Here is a 19,988-nt window from a genome sequence, read left to right as displayed (position 1 = left end):
GCGCTCATCCCATCGCTACGCGTGTCGTTTCGCTCAGCCATGAAACGGCACGCTCAACAAGGCCAGCACGATCAGTACGGCCAGCCACAGAATCACCGTGCGTTCGACCAGCATCAACGCGGCGCCCACATGACGCGCCTCGGCGCGATGCCCGAAGCCCAGCGTCGGCCGATGCTCGAGCGTGCCGTGATACACGGCGGGGCCGCCGATCAGCACGTTCAGGCTGCCGGCGCCGGACGCCATCACCGGTCCCGCGTTCGGGCTGTCCCAGCGGGGCGCCTGCTCGCGCCAGCAGCGCCATGCGGTCAGCGTGTCGCCGAGCAGCGCGTAGCTGGTGGCGGTCAGCCGCGCGGGAATCCAGTTCAGCACGTCGTCGATGCGCGCGGCGGCCCAGCCGAAGCGCAGAAAGCGCGGCGTGCGATAACCCCACATCGCGTCGAGCGTATTGGCGAGGCGAAAGCCGAGTGCGCCAGGCCCGCCCGCGAGCGCGAACCAGAACAGCGCGCCGAAGATCGCGTCGTTGCCGTTTTCGAGCGCCGATTCGACCGCGGCGCGCGCGAGCGCGGCTTCGTCGGACTGACTGGTGTCGCGCGACACGATCCGCGCGGTCAACTCCCGTGCGGTGGCGAGATCGTGCTGGCCGAGCGCCCTCGAGATCGGCGCGATGTGATCGCGCAGGCTGCGCGCGCCGAGCGCGAACCACAGCAGCGCGACATGCAGCGCGCAGGCCGCGAACAACGGCAGCACGGCGACCAGCCACCACGCGATCAGCACCGGCGGCAGCACCGCGAGCGCCCACGCGAGTAGCCCCTTGAGCCGCAGACGCCGGTCGTGATTGAAGCGCGCCTCGATGCGCGCAGCCCAGTTGCCGAAGCCGACCAGCGGATGCCGGCTGCTTGGCTCGCCGAACCAGCGATCGACGGCGACGCCCGCGACCGCGAGCGTCGCGATCAGCGGCATCGTCAGCGGCGGCATTACGCGCGGCTCGCGCTTTTCAGCGCGAGCGGCAGTCCCGCGACCATCAGCGTGGCCGCGCTGCTCAGTGCGGCGATGCGCTGATTGAGGCGGCCGAGTTCGTCGACGTAAAGACGGGTGGCTTCGCCGAGCGGCACGACCCCGAGCCCGATCTCGTTGCTGACGACGATGATCTTGCCGCGCGCGCCGGCGAGCGCCGCCTCGAACGCGGAGGCCTGCTCGTAGTAGTGCGACAGCGGCGGCGCGGCGCCGTCGGCGGGACACAGCAGGTTGGCGAGCCACAGCGTCAGGCAATCGATCAGCAGACACCGGCCCGGCGCGTCGTGTTGCGCGAGCGCGCCCGCGAGATCGTCGTCCGCTTCGACGAGCCCCCAATGCGCGGGCCGCCGCTCGCGATGATGCGCGATGCGCGCGTTGAATTCGGCGTCGTCGGTGACGCGGGCGGTGGCGATGTAGGTGACGGGGAGGGCGCTGTCGCTGGCGAGCCGCTCGGCATGCGCGCTCTTGCCCGAGCGGGCGCCGCCGAGGACGAAGGTGAGGTCGCGGGGAGTCATGCTCTGATTGTACCGGCGCGATGGGATAATGCCGCTCGATTCCATTGCAACGCCACTGTCCACCTTCCACCTGCACCGCCGTGATCCGAATGCCCATTTCCCCCGACACCCTGCCCGTGCCTCGCGGCACGCTGATGATCCAGGGCACCACGTCCGACGCGGGCAAGAGCACGCTGGTCGCGGGACTCTGCCGCCTCGCGCGGCGCGCGGGCGCGCGCGTCGCGCCGTTCAAGCCGCAGAACATGGCGCTGAACAGCGCGGTCACCGTCGACGGCGGCGAGATCGGCCGCGCACAGGCATTGCAGGCGCTCGCCGCGGGCATCGACGCGCACACCGATCTGAACCCGGTGCTGCTGAAGCCGACCAGCGATCGCGGCGCGCAGGTGATCATTCACGGCAAGGCGCGCATCAATCTCGACGCGCGCGCGTATCACGACTACAAGCCGGTCGCGTTCGAGGCGGTGCTGGAGTCGTATGCGCGGCTGCGCGCGGCGTACGACACGATTTTCGTCGAAGGCGCGGGCAGTCCGGCCGAGATCAATCTGCGCGAGCGCGACATCGCGAACATGGGTTTCGCGGAGGCGGTCGATTGCCCGGTCGTGCTGGTCGCCGACATCGACCGCGGCGGCGTATTCGCGCACCTGACCGGCACGCTCGCGTGTCTGTCCGACAGCGAGCAGGCGCGGGTGCGCGGTTTCATCATCAACCGCTTTCGCGGCGACATCGGTTTGCTGAAGCCCGGGCTCGACTGGCTGGAAGCGAAGACCGGCAAGCCGGTGCTCGGGGTCGTGCCGTATCTGCACGGCCTGACGCTCGACGCCGAGGACATGCTGCCGCCCGAACTGCGCGCGGCGGCGAGCGGGGAATCGCGCCGGCTGCTGCGCGTGGTCGTGCCGGTGCTGCCGCACATCAGCAACCACACCGACTTCGACGCGTTGCGCGCGCATCCGCAGGTCGATTTTCACTATGTGCGCGCGGGTACGCCGCCGCCGGCCGCCGATCTGATCATCCTGCCGGGCTCGAAGAACGTGCCGGACGACCTCGCGTTTCTGCGCGCGCAGGGCTGGGGCGACGTGCTCGCGCGGCATCTGCGCTATGGCGGCCGGGTGATCGGCATTTGCGGCGGCATGCAGATGCTGGGCCGCGAGATCGCCGATCCGCATGGCGTCGAAGGCGCGCCCGGCACCTTTGCGGGCTTCGGTTGGCTCGACTATGCGACGGTGCTCACGCGCGACAAGACGCTGAAGAACGTGAGCGGGCGCCTCGCGCTGCCCGGCGCACCGGACGTCGCCGGCTACGAGATTCATATGGGCGAGACGCGCGGACCGGCATTGGATACGCCGGCGCTGCGGCTCGACCGTGCTGGTCCGCGCGAGGGCGGCGCGGACTTCGGGCGTCCCGATGGCGCGTTGTCCGCCGACGGCCAGATTCTCGCGACCTATGTGCATGGCCTGTTCGACACGCCCACCGCGTGCGCGGCGCTGCTCGCGTGGGCGGGGTTGAGCGATGCCGAAGCGGTGGACTATCCGGCGTTGCGCGAGGCGTCGCTGGAGCGACTGGCCGACACGCTCGCCGAGCACGTCGATATGCGCGGGCTGTTTGCGGCGCTGGGGTGACGCTTTGCACCGACCTTTTCGATCGGATCGAAAGCCATTGCTGCGCGGGCGGGTCGCTTAGTACAACACCATCTGCGTGCAACGAAACAGTGCGATGGTCTTACCATCGGGACCAGTGACCGTCGCGTCCCAGACCTGCGTGCTGCGCCCAAGGTGCACACCCTTCGCGACCGCGCGGATCGTGCCCTGCGTGGCGGTGCCGAGGAAGTTGCTCTTCAGCTCGACCGTCGTGAAATTGCGCGAATTTTCGGGCAGATGCGCGATGCACGCGTAGCCGCAGGCGGTGTCGGCGAGGCCGATCACGGTGGCCGCGTGCAGGAAGCCGTTCGGCGCGAGCAGTTCCTCGCGCACGGTCAGTTCGGCGATCAGCGTGCCTTGGTCCACGGTCAGCACGCGCAGGCCCAGCAGGTCCGGCAGCGTGCCCTTCTGGCGCTCCTGCAGGCGTTCGACGGTGTATTCCGGGCGCAGTTTGCTCATGAGATTTCAGGTCCTTGTCGATAAAAACGGCGGTTTGCGGCGGCCGATTCGCGATGCGGGGGTTTCGGCCGCGCGGGATTTGTCGATATTATCAACGGCTGAACCGGTGGGCGTACCTGAAAGCCGAACTTCGAACGGCAGCGTTCATGGAGCCCGCCGGCGCCGGTCACAGCGGATCGGCGGGTACGGAGCAATAGCGCGGCAAACCGGCTGGCAGCGGTCCAGCCTTCTTTCCGGGAGATTTCATGTCGGTGATCGTGGTGGCGAATCCGAAGGGCGGCGTGGGCAAGAGCACGCTATCGACCAATCTGGCCGGCTATTTCGCCGCGGAGGGCGAATGGGTCGCGCTGGCCGACCTCGACAAGCAGCACTCCGCGCATGCGTGGCTCGAATTGCGGCCCTCCACGCTGCCGACCATCGAAACCTGGGAGGTCAATCCCGACACGCCGGCCAAGCCGCCGAAAGGCCTCGAGCACGCGGTCGTCGACACGCCGGCCGGCCTGCATGGCAATCGCATGAACATTGCGCTCGATCTCGCCGACAAGGTGATCGTGCCGCTCCAGCCGTCGCTGTTCGATATTCTCGCGACTCAGGAATTTCTCGAGCGGCTCGCGAAGGAAAAGGCGGTCAGGAAGGGCGCGATCGAGATCGGCGTGGTCGGCATGCGCGTCGATGCACGCACGCGCTCGGCCGAGCAGCTGCATCGCTTCGTCGAGGGATTGAAGCTGCCGGTGCTCGGCTTTCTGCGCGACACGCAGAACTACGTGCAGCTCGCGGCGCACGGCCTGACGCTGTGGGATGTCGCGAAAAGTCGCGTGGAGAAGGATCTCGAGCAGTGGCAGCCGATCGTCGAGTGGACGAACGGCGCGGGAAAGAAGGGCTGAGGCGGGGGGCTGCCCGCCATCAGTGAAGCATCGAGCTGAGGCCTCGCTCAGCTCCAGGCCTGCGTGGGCACGTGGTCGCGGCTGCCCTTGATCTTGTTGTTTTCATCGACGAACACGAGGTCCGGCTTCCAGCCCGCCTTCAGCTCCGCCTCGTCGACCACCGCGAACGCCGCGATGATGACCAGATCGCCGAGCTGCGCGCGACGCGCGGCCGAGCCGTTCAGCGAAATCATGCCGCTGCCGCGCTCACCCTTGATTGCGTAGGTCGAGAAGCGCTCGCCGTTGTTGATGTTCCAGATGTCGATGCGCTCGTTTTCGACGATGTTCGCCGCTTCCAGCAGGTCTTCGTCGATCGCGCACGAGCCCTCGTAGTGGAGCTCGCAGTGCGTGACCGCGACGCGGTGAATCTTCGACTTCAGCATATTGCGTTGCATGATCAATCCAATCCTGTGTGACTGCGCAGTGTAACTGTGTTTGCGCGGGCGGGTGCGGCGTCAGATTTCGAGGTTGTCGATGAGCCGGGTCGCGCCGAGCTTCGCGGCGGCCAGCACGACGAGCGGTGCGTTGGCGTCCTGCGCGCCGGGCGCGATCAGGTTCGAGCGCTTGCGGATCGCGATGTAATCGGGATTCCAGCCGCGCGCCGCGAGCGTCGCTTTGGCCGACTCCTCGAGCTTCGCGAAGTCGCGCTCGCCCGCGAGCACCGCGTCGCGCACCCGATTGAGTTCGGCGGCCAGCATCGGCGCCTCGGCGCGCTCGGCGGCCGAAAGGTAGCGGTTGCGCGAGCTGAGCGCGAGGCCGTCGGTGTCGCGCACGGTTTCGGCGGCGACGATGTCGGTCGGCAGCGCGAATTGGTGGCACATCTGGCGCACGATCATCAGCTGCTGATAATCCTTCTTGCCGAACACCGCGACGCGCGGCTGTACGCACGACATCAGCTTCATCACCACGGTACAGACGCCGTGGAAGAAGCCGGGGCGGAATTCACCCTCGAGGATGTCGCCGAGATCGTGCGGCGGATGGACGCGATACTCCTGCGGCTCCGGATACATGTCCTTTTCGGTCGGCGCGAACAGCACGTAGACGCCTTCCTTCTGCAGCTTTTCGATGTCGGCTTCGAGCGTGCGCGGATATTTGTCGAAATCCTCGTTCGGGCCGAATTGCAGGCGATTGACGAAAATGCTCGCCACGACCGGATCGCCGTGCTGGCGCGCGAGGCGCATCAGCGACAGATGGCCCTCGTGGAGGTTGCCCATCGTCGGCACAAAGGCCGTGCGATTCTGGCCGCGCAACTGGTCGCGCAATTCATGGATCGAGCTGATGACTTTCATGATCGGACAGGGATAGGCTCGCGCGGCGCGCGATCCGGTTGGCGCGACACCTGGCGGAATAGCGCGGGTCATCGCCTCGCCGGCAAATGACGGGTTCGGAGCGCGGATTGTAGTGGATTTGGGCAGCGTGCGCACCGAATCGCGGCGGCTGCTCGGAGCAACGCGCCGCGCGCTTGTCGCGCGGTTCCCGCTGAGGCCCGCCAGGCTTCGCTGCGAGGGTTCCTAACGATTGTCCCGCGGTTGCGGCCCCGATCCGACCGTTGAGCGGCTGTCTTTCCGCACTCAGGCCGGCAGATACGCCAGTCGCACGTAAATCGGCGCGAACGGCTCCGCCTGAGTGATTTCGACGAGTGATTCACGGCACAGCTCGAGCACGGCGATGAAGTTCACGACGACCACCGGCACACCGCGGCTCGTGTCGAACAGATCGGAAAACTCGATGAAGCGCGCGTTCTGCAACTGCCGCAGGATCAGGCTCATGTGCTCGCGCACCGACAGTTCCTCGCGCGAAATCTTGTGATGCTGGACCAGCTTCGCACGCTTGATCACGTCGGCCCACGCGGCGCGCAGGTCGTCGCTGTTCACGTCTGGAAAACGCGGCGTGACGCTCTGCTCGATATAGACCTCGGCGCGCAGGAAATCGCGCCCGAGCTGCGGCAATTGGTCGATGCGTTGCGCGGCGAGCTTGATCTGCTCGTATTCGAGCAGGCGGCGCACGAGTTCGGCGCGTGGGTCTTCGGCTTCCTCGCCGGTGTCGGCCTTCTTGACCGGCAGCAGCATGCGCGACTTGATCTCGATCAGCATCGCGGCCATCAGCAGATACTCGGACGCGAGTTCGAGATTGGTCTTGCGCAGTTGCTCGACGTAGCCGAGATATTGCTCGGTGACATCCGCCATCGGGATGTCGAGCACGTTGAAGTTCTGCTTGCGGATCAGGTACAGCAACAGGTCGAGCGGCCCCTCGAAGGTCTCGAGGAACACCTCGAGCGCGTCCGGCGGGATGTACAGGTCGTTCGGCAGCTTGAACAGGGGCTCGCCGTACAGACGCGCGAAAGCGACGCCGTCAACCGTGTCGGGCGTCGAATCGGTAGCAGGCGTGGCAAGCGCGGTGTCGGACGGTGCCGGCGCTGGGCCGCGAACCGGGCCGTGTATCGGGCCGTGAACTGGGCCTTGAAGCGGGCCGTGAAGCGGACCATGCACCTCGTCAGCGTGACTCATCGTCGGCGTGACCGGAGCGCTTAGAAGTTCTGGTAGTACGAGTAGGGCGTCTGCTGCACGCGCGAAGCTTTCTGCTCGGCGCGCTCTTCCAGATCGATCGGCTGTTTGTCCCACAGCAGTGCGCGGCCTTTGCGTTGCTCGGCCTCCAGATTGGGCTTCTGTTGCTTGAGCTGGTTCAGGAACTGGGTGATGTCCGATTGATACATGGCTCGACGTCCGTGGTGGGTAAGGTGGCGGCTCTCGGGCTGGCCGCTGCGCGGTGCCGCGAGGGGGCGCCGTCGTCAGCGATTTTACCGCATGCGCCGCGCGCGGTCGAAAATCGCCGCAAGCCGTCTATTTTCGAGGTGAAGCGCGGGGCGCCGCCTGGGGCACGATAGGGGCCGATTGGGGTCGCATTGTGGTCAAATAGCATGCCTCGATCGCGCAGCGCGGCCGGGACACGAGAATTCACTCATTGAGGCCGGAGGTCCTGTTTGGCGGGAGGTACGATCGACAAGCCGCGTGTGTGGCGCGGCGCAACCGGTCAGACGCGAGGGCGCGCGCGTGAGCGCGAGTCGCTCGCGCGGTGCTGGCTGCGCGTGTCGCTCGCCTTCGGCCTCCTGATGATGCTGCTCGCCGGGGGCGAGGCCTGCGCGGCGAGCAAGGCGCCGAGCTACAAGGTCGAGGTGGTCGCCGAGCCGCGCGCGCTGCGCCGGCTGCTCGAACAAAACCTCGATATCTCGCGTTTCGCGAAGCGCCCCGACGTCACCGACGACCAGTTCTCGTTCCTGATCACCGCGACGCCGCAGCAGGTGCGCGATCTCGCCGCGACGCAGGGCTATTTCTCCCCGCTCGTCAGCACCGACGTGCGCACAGTCGACAACATGCGTCAGGTCACCGTGCGCGTCGAGCCGGGCCCACAGACCAAAGTCACGTCGGTCGATCTGTCGTTTCGCGGCGCGGTGCTGACCGAAGACCCGTCGCGCGAAAACGCAACGCGCTTCGCGTTCTCGCTGCACGAGGGCCAACCGTTCTCGCAGGGCGACTGGGACGACGCGAAGAACGCGTCGCTGCGCGAGCTGCAATCGCGCCGCTACCTCGCCGCGAAGATCTACCACTCCGAGGCGCTGATCGATCCGCGCACGCACACCGCGAAGCTGTCGGTGATCTACGACAGCGGGCCGACCTTCACGATGGGCCAGCTCGACGTGCAGGGCACCAGGCGCTATCCGGAACGCATCGTCCATAACGTCAATCCGATCTCGCCGGGCGACATCTACGACACGCGCACCGTCGCCGAGCTGCAGCGGCAACTGCAGAACACCCCGTACTTCGCGAGCGTGGCGATCGACCTCGACAACGACCCCAGCAAGCCGCTCGACACGCCGGTGCACGTGAAGGTGTCGGAGTTTCCGTATCACAGCTTCCGCGGCGGCGTAGGCTATTCGACCGACAACGGTCCGCTCGTGCAGGGCGGCTACACGTATCTGAACACGTTCGGCGCGGCGTGGCCGTTCACCGTCGAGGGCCGCGCCGACCAGACGCAGCAGTACGGCCAGGTCCAGCTATCGATGCCGCCGGGCCTGCACGGCTGGACCAATAGCGTGCTCGCGTCGTACACGACCACCGACGTCTCCGACACGCGCATCTACAGCATCCGCGGCGGCGTGCAGCGCTCGCGCACGTCGCAGTTTCTCGACTACAGCTATTCGCTGCTGTTCTACGACGATAAGCTCGACCAGAACGCCGCGCCGCCGACTCGCGCGCACGCGCTGGTGCCGGGGTGGTCGTGGACGCGGCGCGACACCGATGACCCGCTGTTCCCGCGCCGTGGCAACCTGATCCACGTCGAGGCGGGCTTCGCGGTCAAGGGAGTGCTCGCCGACCAGTCGTTCATCCGCGGCTACGCGCGCGGCCAGCAGTATTTCCCGATTGGCGACAACGACATCGTGCTGATCCGCGCCGAACTCGGCGGCGTCTTCACGAGCGGCAGCTCGAGCGGCATTCCGGCGTCGCTGCTGTTCCGCGCGGGCGGTTCGAACTCGGTGCGCGGCTACGGCTTCCAGAGCATCGGTAACAACGTCGCCGGCTCGGTCCTGCCGACCAAATACCTGGTGACGAGCGCGGCCGAATACCAGCACTGGTTCTCGCGCAACTGGGGCGGGGCCGTGTTCTTCGACATCGGCACCGCCACCGACACCTGGGGCGAGAAAATTTTCTATCCGGGCGCCGGCGTCGGCGCGCGCTGGCGCAGCCCGGTCGGCCCGGTCAATCTCGATGTCGCTTACGGGATCCGCGACAACCGGGTGCGGCCGTATATCACGCTCGGCATCGCGTTCTGACGTTTGACGACAACCCGCCACCTTATTTGCCATCGTATTCACGCATGACCACCGACGTCACCGACTCGCCCAACGCGCAGCCGCCCGGCGCCACGCCGCCAGGACCGCCGGACGGGCAGCAGCCGCCCGATACGCCGCCGCCGAAGCGGCGCTGGGGCCGGCTGCTGCTGAAGACGATCGCGGGCACGGTGATCATGCTGGTGCTGCTCGCCGTACTCGCGGTCGGCCTGTTGTACGGCGCGCTGACGACCGAACGCGGTACCGCGTATGCGTGGCACGCGGCCGTGAAGCTGCTGGGCGGCCGGCTCGCCGGCACGCTCGACGGCGGCACGCTCGCGCAGGGCGTGCAACTGCGCGACGTGCGCTGGCGCAGCCTCGACGGCAACGGCACCGACATCCAGATCGACCGCGTCGCGGGCAGTTGGGCGCTCGCGCGCGAGCCGTGGCGGTTCACCATCGATTACCTGCACGTCGGCACGATCGAGGCGCGCGTGGGCCCGTCGTCGCCGAGCAGCAACGAGCCGATGAAACTGCCGCAAGATCTGCAATTGCCGATGCAGCTGGAGATCCGCGACGTGCGGGTCGAGCGGCTGCTGCTGCACCAGGGCGCGTCGACGACGGAGCTGTCGAGCTTCGCGTTTCATGGACGCAGCGACGGGCGTCATCACGAGGCCGCGATCGACCGGCTCGAGACGCCGTTCGGGGCGCTGACGGCAGCGGCGAAACTCGATGGCGTGCAACCGTTCCCGCTCAGCGGCGAAGTCGGTTATTCGGGCAAGGTCCGCGATGAAGCGGTGCAGGTCGCAGGTCACCTGAGCGGCACGCTCGAGCAACTGGTCGCCGAGCTCGATGCGAGCGGCATCAAGCTCGCCGGCCACGCGCGGGTCGAAGCGGCGCCGTTTGCCGCGGTGCCGTTGCAGCGCGCGACGCTGAGCTTCGATCATGTGAATCCGCAGGCCTTCGCGCCCGGTGCGCCGTTGGCCGATCTGGCGGTGCGCGCGGAGTTGCAGCCGGTGGAGTCCGGCGCGGCCAGCACAGCCAACGCAGCGAGCGCGGCCAGCGCGGCCGAACCGTCGGCCGCCAGCCATCCGCACCACGTGTTCGGCGGCCATCACGCGCCGGTCGAACCGGCGGCGGGTTTCGCCGTCGCCGGCCATATCTCGATCGTCAACGCGAAACCCGGCGCAATCGACCAGAAACTGCTGCCGCTGATCGACGCGAACGCCGACGTGCGGCTCGACGCCCACACGCAGAGCATCGCCAATCTGAACGTGCGGCTCGTGCGCAACGCGACGCTCACCGGCGGCGGCACGCTGAGCGGCCGGCACGGCCAGCTCGATCTGAACGTCGCGCGGCTAGACCTGAACGCGCTGCAGGCGACCGTGCGGCCGACGCAACTGTCCGGCCCGATCGGCATCCGCCTGAACGACGACATCCAGAGTCTGACGCTCGATCTCGCCGACCCCGCCGCCGCGCTGCGCGCGCAGGGCAAGATCACCTTCGACCCCGCACGCATCAGCTTCAACGACGTGCGCGTCACGTCGGGCCGCGGCCGCATCGATCTATCGGGCGCGCTGAAGCACGATGCGAACTCGACCTACAACCTGAAGGCGCAACTGACCGATTTCGATCCGCTGTCGCTGACCTCGCAGATGCCGGCGCGCACGCCCGTCACGGGTTCCGGCGCGCCCGCCGCGAGCGGCGCGCGGAGCGAGCGGCAAGCGCAGGCCGCGGCGCTCGCGGGCAGCACCGCTGGCGCGAAGAGCGCGGCGCCCGGTGATCAGGCCGCGGCCATCGCGAAGAACACCGCGCAGGCCGCGGTGCAGACCGAAGTGCTCGAGCGCAGGACGCCCGCGCCCGCGCATCGCGCAGCCGGGCGCGCGGCCCCGCGCCCGGCCACACCCGCGCGCAGGATCGAGGCGCGCGTAACCGCCACGATCACCGCGGCCGGTGTGCTCGCGCCGGTCTTCACGACGCGCGCCGAATTCACGCTCGGCCCGAGCGTCTACAACGATCTGCCGCTGACGGGCGGCGGCATGATCCAGTTGGCCGGCTCGCGAATCCTGCCGAGCCGCGCGAATCTTTCCGTAGCGGGCAATCAGGTCAATCTGCAAGGCAGCTTCGGCGCGGCCGGCGACCGGCTGCGCTTCGCCATCGACGCGCCGCAGCTCGATCGGCTCGGCTTCGGCCTCGCGGGTGCGGTCGCCGCTGACGGCGACGTGACCGGCTCGTTCGCGCATCCGAACGTGACGCTGAATTACAAGGCCGACAGCGTCGTATTCGCGAGCAACCGCGTCGGCCACGCACAAGGCCATGCCGAGTTGCGCGACGGCGCGAACGGCGCGCTCGCGTTCACGACCGACGCGCGCAATGTGAGCGCGGGCGGCGTGGACCTCGCCACGCTGACCGCCCGCCTGTCCGGCACGCGCGCGAATCACACGCTCGAAGCCGCCGCGACCGGCAAGCTGCAGGACCGTCCGCTTGACCTGACGCTCGCCGCCAACGGCAAGCTGACCGACACGCGCGACGGCTCGCGCTGGGACGGCACCGTCACGCGTCTGCAGAATCGCGGTACGCCGGCGCTCAATCTCGAATCACCGCTCGCGGTCAGTGCCGGGCCGGGCCACCTGACGCTCGGCGCGACGCGCCTGACGATTGAAGGCTCGGTGCTGGCCCTGAAGTCGTTCGCGTTCGATCACGGCCGCATCCAGTCGACTGGCAGCCTGACCGATGTGTCGCTCGCGCACTTGCAGGAGCTGCGTCGCCAGATCACCGGCGAGCCGCCCGCCGTGCGCACCGACCTCGTGTTCGACGGCGACTGGGACTTCTCGCTCGGCGCGACGGCCAGCGGCCACATCGAGCTGCGCCGGCGCAGCGGCGACGTGACGGTCGAAATCGGCCGCGGGCTCGCGTCGATGGGCATTGGCGCGATTCGCGCGCGCGCCGAATTCACTGGCGGCGACCGGCTCAACGCGACGGTGCATGCGCAGGCGAGCCGCATCGGCGTGATCGATGCCGACGCGCACACGCCGCTCGTGCTGCGCGACGGCATGTTGACCGTCGATCCGCAGAGCGCGCTGTCGGGCAACGTCAACGCGAACGTGCCGTCGCTGCGCACGACGGGCGGCCTGCTCGGCCCGAGCTACCTGCTCGACGGCCGTCTCGCGCTGCAACTCGCGCTCGGCGGCACGGTCGCGAAGCCGAACGTGACCGGCTCGCTGACCGGCGACGGTCTGTCCGCGACGGTGGTGAGCCAGGGCGTGCAACTGAAGGACGGCGTCGTGCGCATCGCGCTGTCGCAGAACACGGTGGACTTCCAGCAGGTCGAGTTCCACGGCGCGAGCGGCACGCTGCGCGCGACCGGCCGCGTGCGCCTCGACAGCGCGGAGCCCGACATGACCGCGAGCATCGTCGCGGACAAGCTCGATGTGTTCGCGTCGCCGGACCGCCATCTGTCGCTGTCGGGCAGCGCGAACATCTCGAACGGCGGCGTGGAGCGCGGCCCTGTGATCGACGGCAAGTTCGTGGTCGACCGCGCGCTGTTCGATTTGCCCGAGCAGGCCGCGCCGAGCCTCGGCGACGACGTCGTGATCATCCGCCCGGACGGCACGCGCTCGGGCGGCCGGCCGCGTCCGACCGAAGGCGGCCAGCAACCGGCGAGCCCGTTCGCGCCACGCGCGAACATCGAGATCGGCCTCGGCAACGACTTCCGCTTCCGCGGCAAGGGCGCCGATCTCGGCCTCGCCGGTACGATCACCGCGACGAGCGCGCCGAATACGCCGCTGCGCGCGGTCGGCAACGTGCGCGTCACGCCGGGTTCGACCTACACCGCATTCGGCCGCAAGCTCACGATCGAGAACGGCTTCTTCACGTTCAACGGTCCGGTCACGAATCCGGGCATCAATATCCTCGCGATGCGCCGCAACCAGCAGGTCGAGGCCGGCGTGCAGGTTACCGGCACGCTGCAGGCGCCGGTCGCGCGGCTCGTGTCGGAACCGAGCGTGCCGGACAACGAAAAGCTGTCGTGGCTGCTGTTCGGCCACGGCACCGACCAGGGCAACAACCTCGGCCAGCAGAGCACGATGACGACCGCGCTCGCGCTGCTCGGCAGTGCGACGGGCGCGCGGATCGCGCAGACCGTCGGGCTCGACGAGTTTTCGATCGGCCGCAGCGATGTCGGTCTGACCGATCCGCAAGTCGTGATGGTGTCGAAGGCGATCAACGAGTGGCTCGTGATCGGCTACGAGCAGGGGCTGCAGTCGGCCAGCAATGCGATCAAGGCGACGATCAATCTGACGCGGTACTGGTCGCTGGTCGTCTACGGCGGCACGTTCTATGGCGCCGACGTACTCTACACGCGGCGCTTCGATCGGATCGCGTGGTGATGAGGGCAGCCTAAAAAAAACGGCACGCCTGGAAGCGTGCCGTTCTCGTCAAATCTGCGTGCTGCGAGGTGGGTCGGGGCGCCCGAAAGCGCCGCGCGTTACTTCACGCGCATGCCGGGCTTCGCGCCGCTATGCGGCTCGAGCACGTAGAGGCCCGGTTCGGCCTTCTCGTCCGCGGCCGAGGCCGCCAGCACCATGCCTTCGGACATGCCGAACTTCATCTTGCGCGGCGCGAGGTTCGCGACCATTACGGTCAGCTTGCCGATCAGCTGCTCCGGCTGATACGCGGACTTGATGCCCGAGAACACGTTGCGGGTATTCTCTTCGCCGACGTCGAGCGTCAGTTGCAGCAGCTTGTCCGAGCCTTCCACCGCCTTGCAGTCGACGATCTTCGCGATGCGCAGATCGACTTTCGCGAAGTCGTCGATCGAGATGATGCCGGACTCTTCTTCCTTCGCGGCGGCGGCGGCCTTGGCGTGGGCCTTCGCCTTCGCCTTCGCGTCGGCCGCCGCCGCTTCCGGCGTGGCCTGCAGCGACTCGCGATTGGCCGCGAGCAGCGCCTCGATCTGCTTCGGATCGACGCGCGTCATCAGATGCTTGTACGCGTTGATCGGGCGCGCCGAGCTGAGCGGCACGGTGGCGTCGGCCCACACGAGCGGCTCGATGCCGAGGAACGCCTCGACCGCTTCGGCCAGCTTCGGCAGCACCGGCTTCAGCGCGAGCGACAGCAGGCGGAACGCCTCGATGCTGACGCTGCAGGTCTCGTGCAGCGCGACCGCGTTGGCCGGGTCTTTCGCCTGATCCCACGGCTTCGCGGTATCGACGTACGCGTTGACCGCGTCGGCGAGCTCCATGGTTTGACGCAGGGCGCGGCTGTACTCGCGTGCCTCGTAGTGCGCGGCGATCTGCGGCAGCGCCGCGCGCAGCGTGCCGAGCAGCGGATGGTGCATCGCGCTGTCCTGCACGCGGCCGTCGAAACGCTTGATCAGGAAGCCGGCCGCGCGGCTCGCGATGTTCACGTACTTGCCGACCAGATCGCTGTTCACGCGCGCCTGGAAGTCGTCCAGATTCAGGTCGAGGTCTTCCATCGTGCTGTTCAGCTTGGCCGCGAAATAGTAGCGCAGCCATTCCGGATTCAGGCCGGTGTCGATCACGCTTTGCGCGGTGATGAAGGTGCCGCGCGACTTGGACATCTTCGCGCCGTCGACGGTCAGAAAGCCGTGCGCGAACACGTTGGTCGGCGTGCGATGGCCCGAGAATTCGAGCATCGCGGGCCAGAACAGCGTGTGGAAATACAGGATGTCCTTGCCGATGAAGTGGTACTGCTCGGCCGTCGAGCCCTGGCGGACCCACGCGTCGAAATCGAGGCCGCGCTTTTCGGCGAGGTTCTTGAAGCTCGCGTAGTAACCGACCGGTGCGTCCAGCCACACGTAGAAATATTTGCCGGGTGCGCCCGGAATCTCGAAGCCGAAGTACGGCGCGTCGCGCGAGATGTCCCAGTCGGCGAGCTTGGCTTCGCCGGCCTCGCCGAGCCATTCACGCATCTTGTTGGTGGCTTCCGGCTGCGCAAGGCCGCCGACCCATGCGCGCAGGAAGTTCTCGCAGCGCGGATCGGACAGGCGGAAGAAGTAGTGCGTCGAGGTCTTGCGGATCGGCGTCGCGCCCGAGACGACCGAGTACGGATTGACGAGCTCGGTGGGCTGGTAGGTCGAGCCGCAGACTTCGCAGCTGTCGCCGTATTGGTCTTTGGCGCCGCATTTCGGGCACTCGCCCTTGATGAACCGGTCCGGCAGGAACATTTCCTTGACCGGGTCGTACGCCTGTTCGATCTCGCGCGCGTCGATCAGCCCCGCTTCCTTCAGCGCGAGGTAGACGTTTTCGCTGAGCACGCGGTTTTCGTCGGAATCGGTCGAGTAATAGTTGTCGAACGAAATGCCGAAGCTGTCGAAGTCGCGCTTGTGCTCCAGCCACACGCGATCGATCAGCTGTTTCGGCGTCAGTCCTTCTTTTTCCGCGCGCAGCATGACCGGCGTGCCGTGCGTGTCGTCGGCGCCGACGTAGTAGACCTCGTGGCCGTGCATTCGCAGCGCCCGGACCCAGATGTCCGTCTGGATATATTCGACCAGATGGCCGATATGAATCTGCCCGTTCGCATACGGAAGGGCCGACGTGACGAGAATCTGACGGCGGCCGGACGGCGCGCCTGCGGGGAGGTCGGTGGCGGGTGCTGACATAAGGATCGGGGTGCCTGCGGTGGGACGAAACGATGATTTTAGCAGGGCGCACGCCGCACGCGGGCTGGGACGCGGCGGGCTGGACGAGCGGAGCGGAAGGGGATCGGCGCCGTGGTGAGGGACAACCGGGGCGACGCCCGCGAGCGAAATGCAAAACCGCGCGGGCAAAAAAAACCGGGGTCGATAAACCCCGGAGCAACAACGACAAGAGGAGAATGGTGACGTGATGGCTTCGCCAGTCACGTACCGTAAAGAGAGACCGCGGATTTTCCGTAGAGTTCGAAATTTTTTTCGATTTGCCGGCAAACCGGTCGGGCGGCTCGTTCCGCCGGCCAGCCGGGCTCGTGTGGCCGCAACACCCGGCCGGCCCGGCGGCGCTTTCTCCTTTTGACTTGCCCTTATTGCGTTGCGTGCTGGGCGGTGGCCCGCAGGTAGATCTCGACGCGACGGTTCGCCGCACGACCGGCTTCGGTGTTGTTGTCGGCGATCGGCTGGTTCGGGCCCATGCCGGTGGCCGACAGGCGCTGCGGCGCGATACCGCGTTGCGTCAGATAGCCGGTCACGCTCTGCGCGCGGTTGACCGACAGCGTCTGGTTGTATTGCAGCGAGCCGGTGTTGTCCGTATGGCCAACGACCGATGCGACGACTTCCGGATTCTGCTGCAGCGTCTGCGCGAGCTGGTCGAGCACCGGCGCGAACGTCGGCTTGATCGCGTAGCTGCTGGTGTCGAACGTGACCGAACTCGGGATGTTCAGCTTCAGCGAGCCGTCCGGCTGCTCGGTGATCTGCGTGCCGGTGCCCTTGGTCGCGCCCGACATGCGGTTGCGGATGTTGTCCCAGTTGTAGCCGGTGATGCCGCCCACCGCCGCGCCGGTGGCCGCGCCGATCGCCGCGCCCTTGCCGCCGCCGAAGATTGCGCCGAGCGCGGCGCCGGCACCGGCGCCGACGCCGGTGCCGACTGCTGTGTTGGTGCCCTGTTGGGTCGCGCAGCCGGCAATCAGTGAGCCGGCCACGGCGAATACGGCCACGCGAGTCATGATTCTTGCATTCATTTTGGTTTCCTTTCGAGTGCGAATAAACCAGCGGGTAGCGGTCAGTCTATGCAGTGAACATTACGGCAATGCAGCGACCACTCAGAAGGGTTCGGGAACGATTCCTGCGCCTTGCTTCGCGCGGTCCTACACCGAAGCAGGGTCTTCGGGCACCGTCTGCCGTCAGACACTACAATAATGCCTGAAACACGCAGCGGTGCGACCCTACGGCATCCCGCGTGCCCCGAAGGGTGCCCGGCACGTAAGATTTTCGCAATGCCGCATAACAATTTCTTGCAAATTCCGCCGCGTGCGCGATTCGTCCATCCCGCCACGCCGCACCTCTTCCCCACGGAGTATCAATGAGTATCGATCGGGCTTTGGTCGACGCCGCTGTCGCGGCCGTCACTGACCCCAACACGGGCGCGCCGTACGCGGCCGCGAAGAGCATCCGCAGCGTGGTTGTGGAGGGCGACGCGGTCAGTCTTCAGGTGACGCTCGGCTATCCGGCGAAAAGCCAGTTCGACACGATCCGCCAGCAGTTCGCCGACGCGCTGCGCGTGGTGCCCGGCGTCGCGAACGTGCGCGTCGAGGTTTCGCAGCAGATCGCTGCGCACACGGTGCAGCGCGGCGTGAAGCTGCTGCCCGGTGTGAAGAACATCGTCGCGGTTGCGTCGGGCAAGGGCGGCGTCGGCAAGAGCACGACCGCCGTCAATCTCGCGCTCGCGCTGGCGAGCGAGGGCGCGTCGGTCGGCATTCTCGACGCCGACATCTACGGCCCGTCGCTGCCCACCATGCTCGGCATCGAGGGCCGCCCCGAATCGCCCGACGACAAATCGATGAACCCGATGACGGGCCACGGCGTGCAGGCCAACTCGATAGGCTTCCTGATCGAGGCGGACAACCCGATGGTATGGCGCGGCCCGATGGCGACCTCGGCGCTCGAACAGCTGCTGCGCCAGACCAACTGGCACGAACTCGACTACCTGATCGTCGACATGCCGCCCGGCACCGGCGACATCCAGCTGACGCTCGCGCAGCGCGTGCCGGTCACGGGCGCCGTAATCGTCACGACGCCGCAGGACATCGCGCTGCTCGACGCGAAGAAAGGCCTCAAGATGTTCGAAAAGGTCGGCATTCCGATCCTCGGCATCGTCGAGAACATGGGTCTGCACATCTGCTCGAACTGCGGCCACGAGGAGCACATCTTCGGCGCCGGTGGCGCCGAGCGCATGAGCAAGGAGTATGGCGTCGACGTGCTCGGCAGCCTGCCGCTCGACATCACGATCCGCGAGCAGGCCGACTCGGGCCATCCGACGGTCGCCGCGGACCCGAACGGGCGCATCGCGGAGATCTATCGCTCGATCGCGCGCAAGGTCGCGGTGCATATCGCCGAACGCGCGCGCGACATGAGCTCGAAGTTTCCGAACATCGTCGTGCAGAACACCTGAGCGGCCGTTCGGGCAAGGGATTAGGGGCGATCTCGATCCCTATTTTCACGAGCTCTCGCGGTATCATGTCGACTTCACGAGTTCGGCTCGGCGGCCGCAGGGGCGGCCGCCAGGCCGACAAGAGGATCGCATGGGAAAACGAATCGACGGGCACGCGGTACATGCGTTCATCGTTCTGACTGCCGGCTGTGTGCTGTTGAGCGGCTGTGGCGTCTTCCTGAGACCACAGGAAAAGCGCGCCGACGCGCAATTGCTGCCCACCGTGGGCAATCAGGCCCACGGCCTCGTGACCTTTATCGAGCGCTCGGACGGCGTCCAGGTCACCTACAATCTCACCGGCTTGCCGCCCAATAGCGACCACGCGCTGCAGGTGCACGAGCGCGGCGACTGCAACGCCGCCGACGGCTCCAGCGCCGGTCCGGTATTTTCACCGGCGGCCGAACGGCTCAAGGCTGGCGCGCGCGTCGAGGGCGACCTCGGCAACATCCACGCGGACGCGAACGGCGTGGCCACCGGCTTCATCGTCGCGCCGGACGTGTCGCTCGACGGCATCCGCTCGGTGCTGCAGCGCGCGGTTTTGCTGCACCGCGACGCGACCGATCCCTACGCGTACCCTCAGCATGGCGCTGGCACGGCCATCGCCTGCGGCGTGATTCGCCAGCAGTGAACGGCGAGCGCGCTTTCGCCGCCAGGCCACCGCTCGGTGGCGCACATGACGCCATCGGCGGCAGCGATTCCGTGATCGCGTAAAATAAGCGGCCTTCGCCGGCTGAGCGCCGCAGCGCCGCCGGCGGTTTTCATCTATCTTTTCGTCACACCTGACACTCACGTCGAGCAGCGTTCACCTATGACCATCAAATCTGACAAGTGGATCCGGCGCATGGCCGAGTCGCACAAGATGATCGAGCCGTTTGCGCCCGATCAGGTTCGCGTCTCCAAAGACGGCCGGAAGATTGTCAGCTACGGCACCTCGAGCTACGGCTACGACATTCGCTGCGCCGACGAATTCAAGATCTTCACCAACATCAACTCGACGATCGTCGATCCGAAGAACTTCGACGAGAAATCTTTCGTCGATTTCAAGGGCGACGTCTGCATCATCCCGCCGAACTCGTTCGCGCTCGCGCGCACGGTCGAGTACTTCCGCATTCCGCGCAGCGTGCTGACCGTGTGCCTCGGCAAATCGACGTATGCGCGCTGCGGGATCATCGTCAACGTGACGCCGTTCGAGCCGGAATGGGAAGGGCACGTCACGCTCGAGTTCTCGAATACGACACCTTTGCCTGCGAAAATCTACGCGAACGAAGGCGTCGCCCAGGTGCTGTTTTTCGAAAGCGACGAGATTTGTGAAACGTCGTACGCGGATCGCGGCGGCAAGTATCAAGGTCAGCACGGCGTCACGTTGCCGAAGACCTGACGTCGGCAGCGTCTGAACCCACCAGTTATTCGGGTGACCGCTGCGCTTTCTACGTAACGCAGCGGTCGTTTTCTTTTTGGAGAATCGCCCATGAAGA

General features: G+C 67.0%; 16 protein-coding genes. 7 read left to right on the top strand and 9 right to left on the bottom strand.

Annotated features, from left to right (window positions below):
• Positions 1-33: 33 nt before the first annotated feature.
• Both cbiB and cobU read right to left on the bottom strand, forming a co-directional pair.
• On the bottom strand, positions 34-975 hold the full coding sequence (cbiB, locus tag AB3X94_RS08570) for an adenosylcobinamide-phosphate synthase CbiB (protein WP_176109307.1): 942 nt from the start codon (positions 973-975) through the stop codon (positions 34-36).
• Complete coding sequence (gene cobU / locus AB3X94_RS08565; protein WP_176109306.1) at positions 975-1,529, bottom strand: bifunctional adenosylcobinamide kinase/adenosylcobinamide-phosphate guanylyltransferase; 555 nt, start codon at positions 1,527-1,529, stop codon at positions 975-977. The genes cbiB and cobU overlap by 1 nt, the downstream gene beginning before the upstream one ends.
• An 89-nt stretch (positions 1,530-1,618) precedes the next feature.
• On the opposite strand from cobU, the gene AB3X94_RS08560 reads away from it, so the two are divergent.
• A complete protein-coding gene (locus AB3X94_RS08560) occupies positions 1,619-3,145 on the top strand; it encodes a cobyric acid synthase (protein ID WP_368611277.1) in 1,527 nt (508 codons plus the stop codon).
• Between the two features lie 57 nt (positions 3,146-3,202).
• On the opposite strand, the gene AB3X94_RS08555 is transcribed toward AB3X94_RS08560, so the two are convergent.
• The gene (locus AB3X94_RS08555) at positions 3,203-3,622 is read right to left on the bottom strand and encodes a PaaI family thioesterase (protein WP_176121155.1); all 420 of its coding nucleotides are present in this window, start codon (positions 3,620-3,622) and stop codon (positions 3,203-3,205) included.
• A gap of 245 nt (positions 3,623-3,867) precedes the next feature.
• Between AB3X94_RS08555 and AB3X94_RS08550 the strand changes: the two genes are divergently transcribed.
• Positions 3,868-4,506, top strand: coding sequence for a ParA family protein (locus AB3X94_RS08550; RefSeq protein ID WP_176367012.1), 639 nt, complete (start codon positions 3,868-3,870; stop codon positions 4,504-4,506).
• 47 nt (positions 4,507-4,553) lie between these two features.
• On the opposite strand, the gene panD is transcribed toward AB3X94_RS08550, so the two are convergent.
• The 4 genes from panD to AB3X94_RS08530 form a co-directional block, all read right to left on the bottom strand.
• Complete coding sequence (gene panD, locus AB3X94_RS08545; protein WP_018431692.1) at positions 4,554-4,940, bottom strand: aspartate 1-decarboxylase; 387 nt, start codon at positions 4,938-4,940, stop codon at positions 4,554-4,556.
• Positions 4,941-5,000: 60 nt separating this feature from the next.
• The gene (gene panC, locus AB3X94_RS08540; protein ID WP_013088714.1) at positions 5,001-5,834 is read right to left on the bottom strand and encodes a pantoate--beta-alanine ligase; all 834 of its coding nucleotides are present in this window, start codon (positions 5,832-5,834) and stop codon (positions 5,001-5,003) included.
• 282 nt (positions 5,835-6,116) lie between these two features.
• Positions 6,117-7,052: a ScpA family protein gene (locus AB3X94_RS08535; RefSeq protein WP_217910760.1), complete on the bottom strand. Its 936-nt coding sequence runs from the start codon at positions 7,050-7,052 to the stop codon at positions 6,117-6,119.
• Between the two features lie 20 nt (positions 7,053-7,072).
• Complete coding sequence (locus tag AB3X94_RS08530) at positions 7,073-7,258, bottom strand: DUF3460 family protein (protein WP_013088716.1); 186 nt, start codon at positions 7,256-7,258, stop codon at positions 7,073-7,075.
• A 267-nt stretch (positions 7,259-7,525) separates the two neighbouring features.
• On the opposite strand from AB3X94_RS08530, the gene AB3X94_RS08525 reads away from it, so the two are divergent.
• Both AB3X94_RS08525 and AB3X94_RS08520 read left to right on the top strand, forming a co-directional pair.
• The gene (locus AB3X94_RS08525) at positions 7,526-9,373 is read left to right on the top strand and encodes an autotransporter assembly complex family protein (RefSeq protein WP_176109303.1); all 1,848 of its coding nucleotides are present in this window, start codon (positions 7,526-7,528) and stop codon (positions 9,371-9,373) included.
• Positions 9,374-9,417: 44 nt separating this feature from the next.
• A complete protein-coding gene (locus AB3X94_RS08520) occupies positions 9,418-13,758 on the top strand; it encodes a translocation/assembly module TamB domain-containing protein (RefSeq protein WP_368611276.1) in 4,341 nt (1,446 codons plus the stop codon).
• Between the two features lie 98 nt (positions 13,759-13,856).
• Here the strand turns inward: AB3X94_RS08520 and metG are convergent, their stop codons facing one another.
• Both metG and AB3X94_RS08510 read right to left on the bottom strand, forming a co-directional pair.
• On the bottom strand, positions 13,857-15,992 hold the full coding sequence (gene metG, locus AB3X94_RS08515) for a methionine--tRNA ligase (protein WP_176109301.1): 2,136 nt from the start codon (positions 15,990-15,992) through the stop codon (positions 13,857-13,859).
• A gap of 398 nt (positions 15,993-16,390) precedes the next feature.
• Positions 16,391-17,044 carry an OmpA family protein gene (locus AB3X94_RS08510; protein ID WP_176109300.1) on the bottom strand — a complete coding sequence of 218 codons (654 nt, stop codon included), beginning with the start codon at positions 17,042-17,044 and terminating at the stop codon, positions 16,391-16,393.
• A 341-nt stretch (positions 17,045-17,385) separates the two neighbouring features.
• Between AB3X94_RS08510 and apbC the strand changes: the two genes are divergently transcribed.
• The 3 genes from apbC (at position 17,386) to dcd (ending at position 19,891) form a co-directional block, all read left to right on the top strand.
• Positions 17,386-18,474: an iron-sulfur cluster carrier protein ApbC gene (apbC, locus tag AB3X94_RS08505; RefSeq protein WP_368611275.1), complete on the top strand. Its 1,089-nt coding sequence runs from the start codon at positions 17,386-17,388 to the stop codon at positions 18,472-18,474.
• Positions 18,475-18,604: 130 nt separating this feature from the next.
• On the top strand, positions 18,605-19,141 hold the full coding sequence (locus AB3X94_RS08500; RefSeq protein ID WP_176109298.1) for a superoxide dismutase family protein: 537 nt from the start codon (positions 18,605-18,607) through the stop codon (positions 19,139-19,141).
• A 180-nt stretch (positions 19,142-19,321) separates the two neighbouring features.
• Complete coding sequence (gene dcd / locus AB3X94_RS08495; RefSeq protein ID WP_176109297.1) at positions 19,322-19,891, top strand: dCTP deaminase; 570 nt, start codon at positions 19,322-19,324, stop codon at positions 19,889-19,891.
• The last annotated feature ends 97 nt before the right edge of the window (positions 19,892-19,988 follow it).

The sequence above is a fragment of the Paraburkholderia sp. BR10923 genome, assembly GCF_040948765.1.
GTDB lineage: Bacteria > Pseudomonadota > Gammaproteobacteria > Burkholderiales > Burkholderiaceae > Paraburkholderia > Paraburkholderia youngii.
The sequence above is the reverse complement of the archived record's forward strand: the minus strand, read 5'-3'. Positions and strand labels throughout refer to the sequence as shown.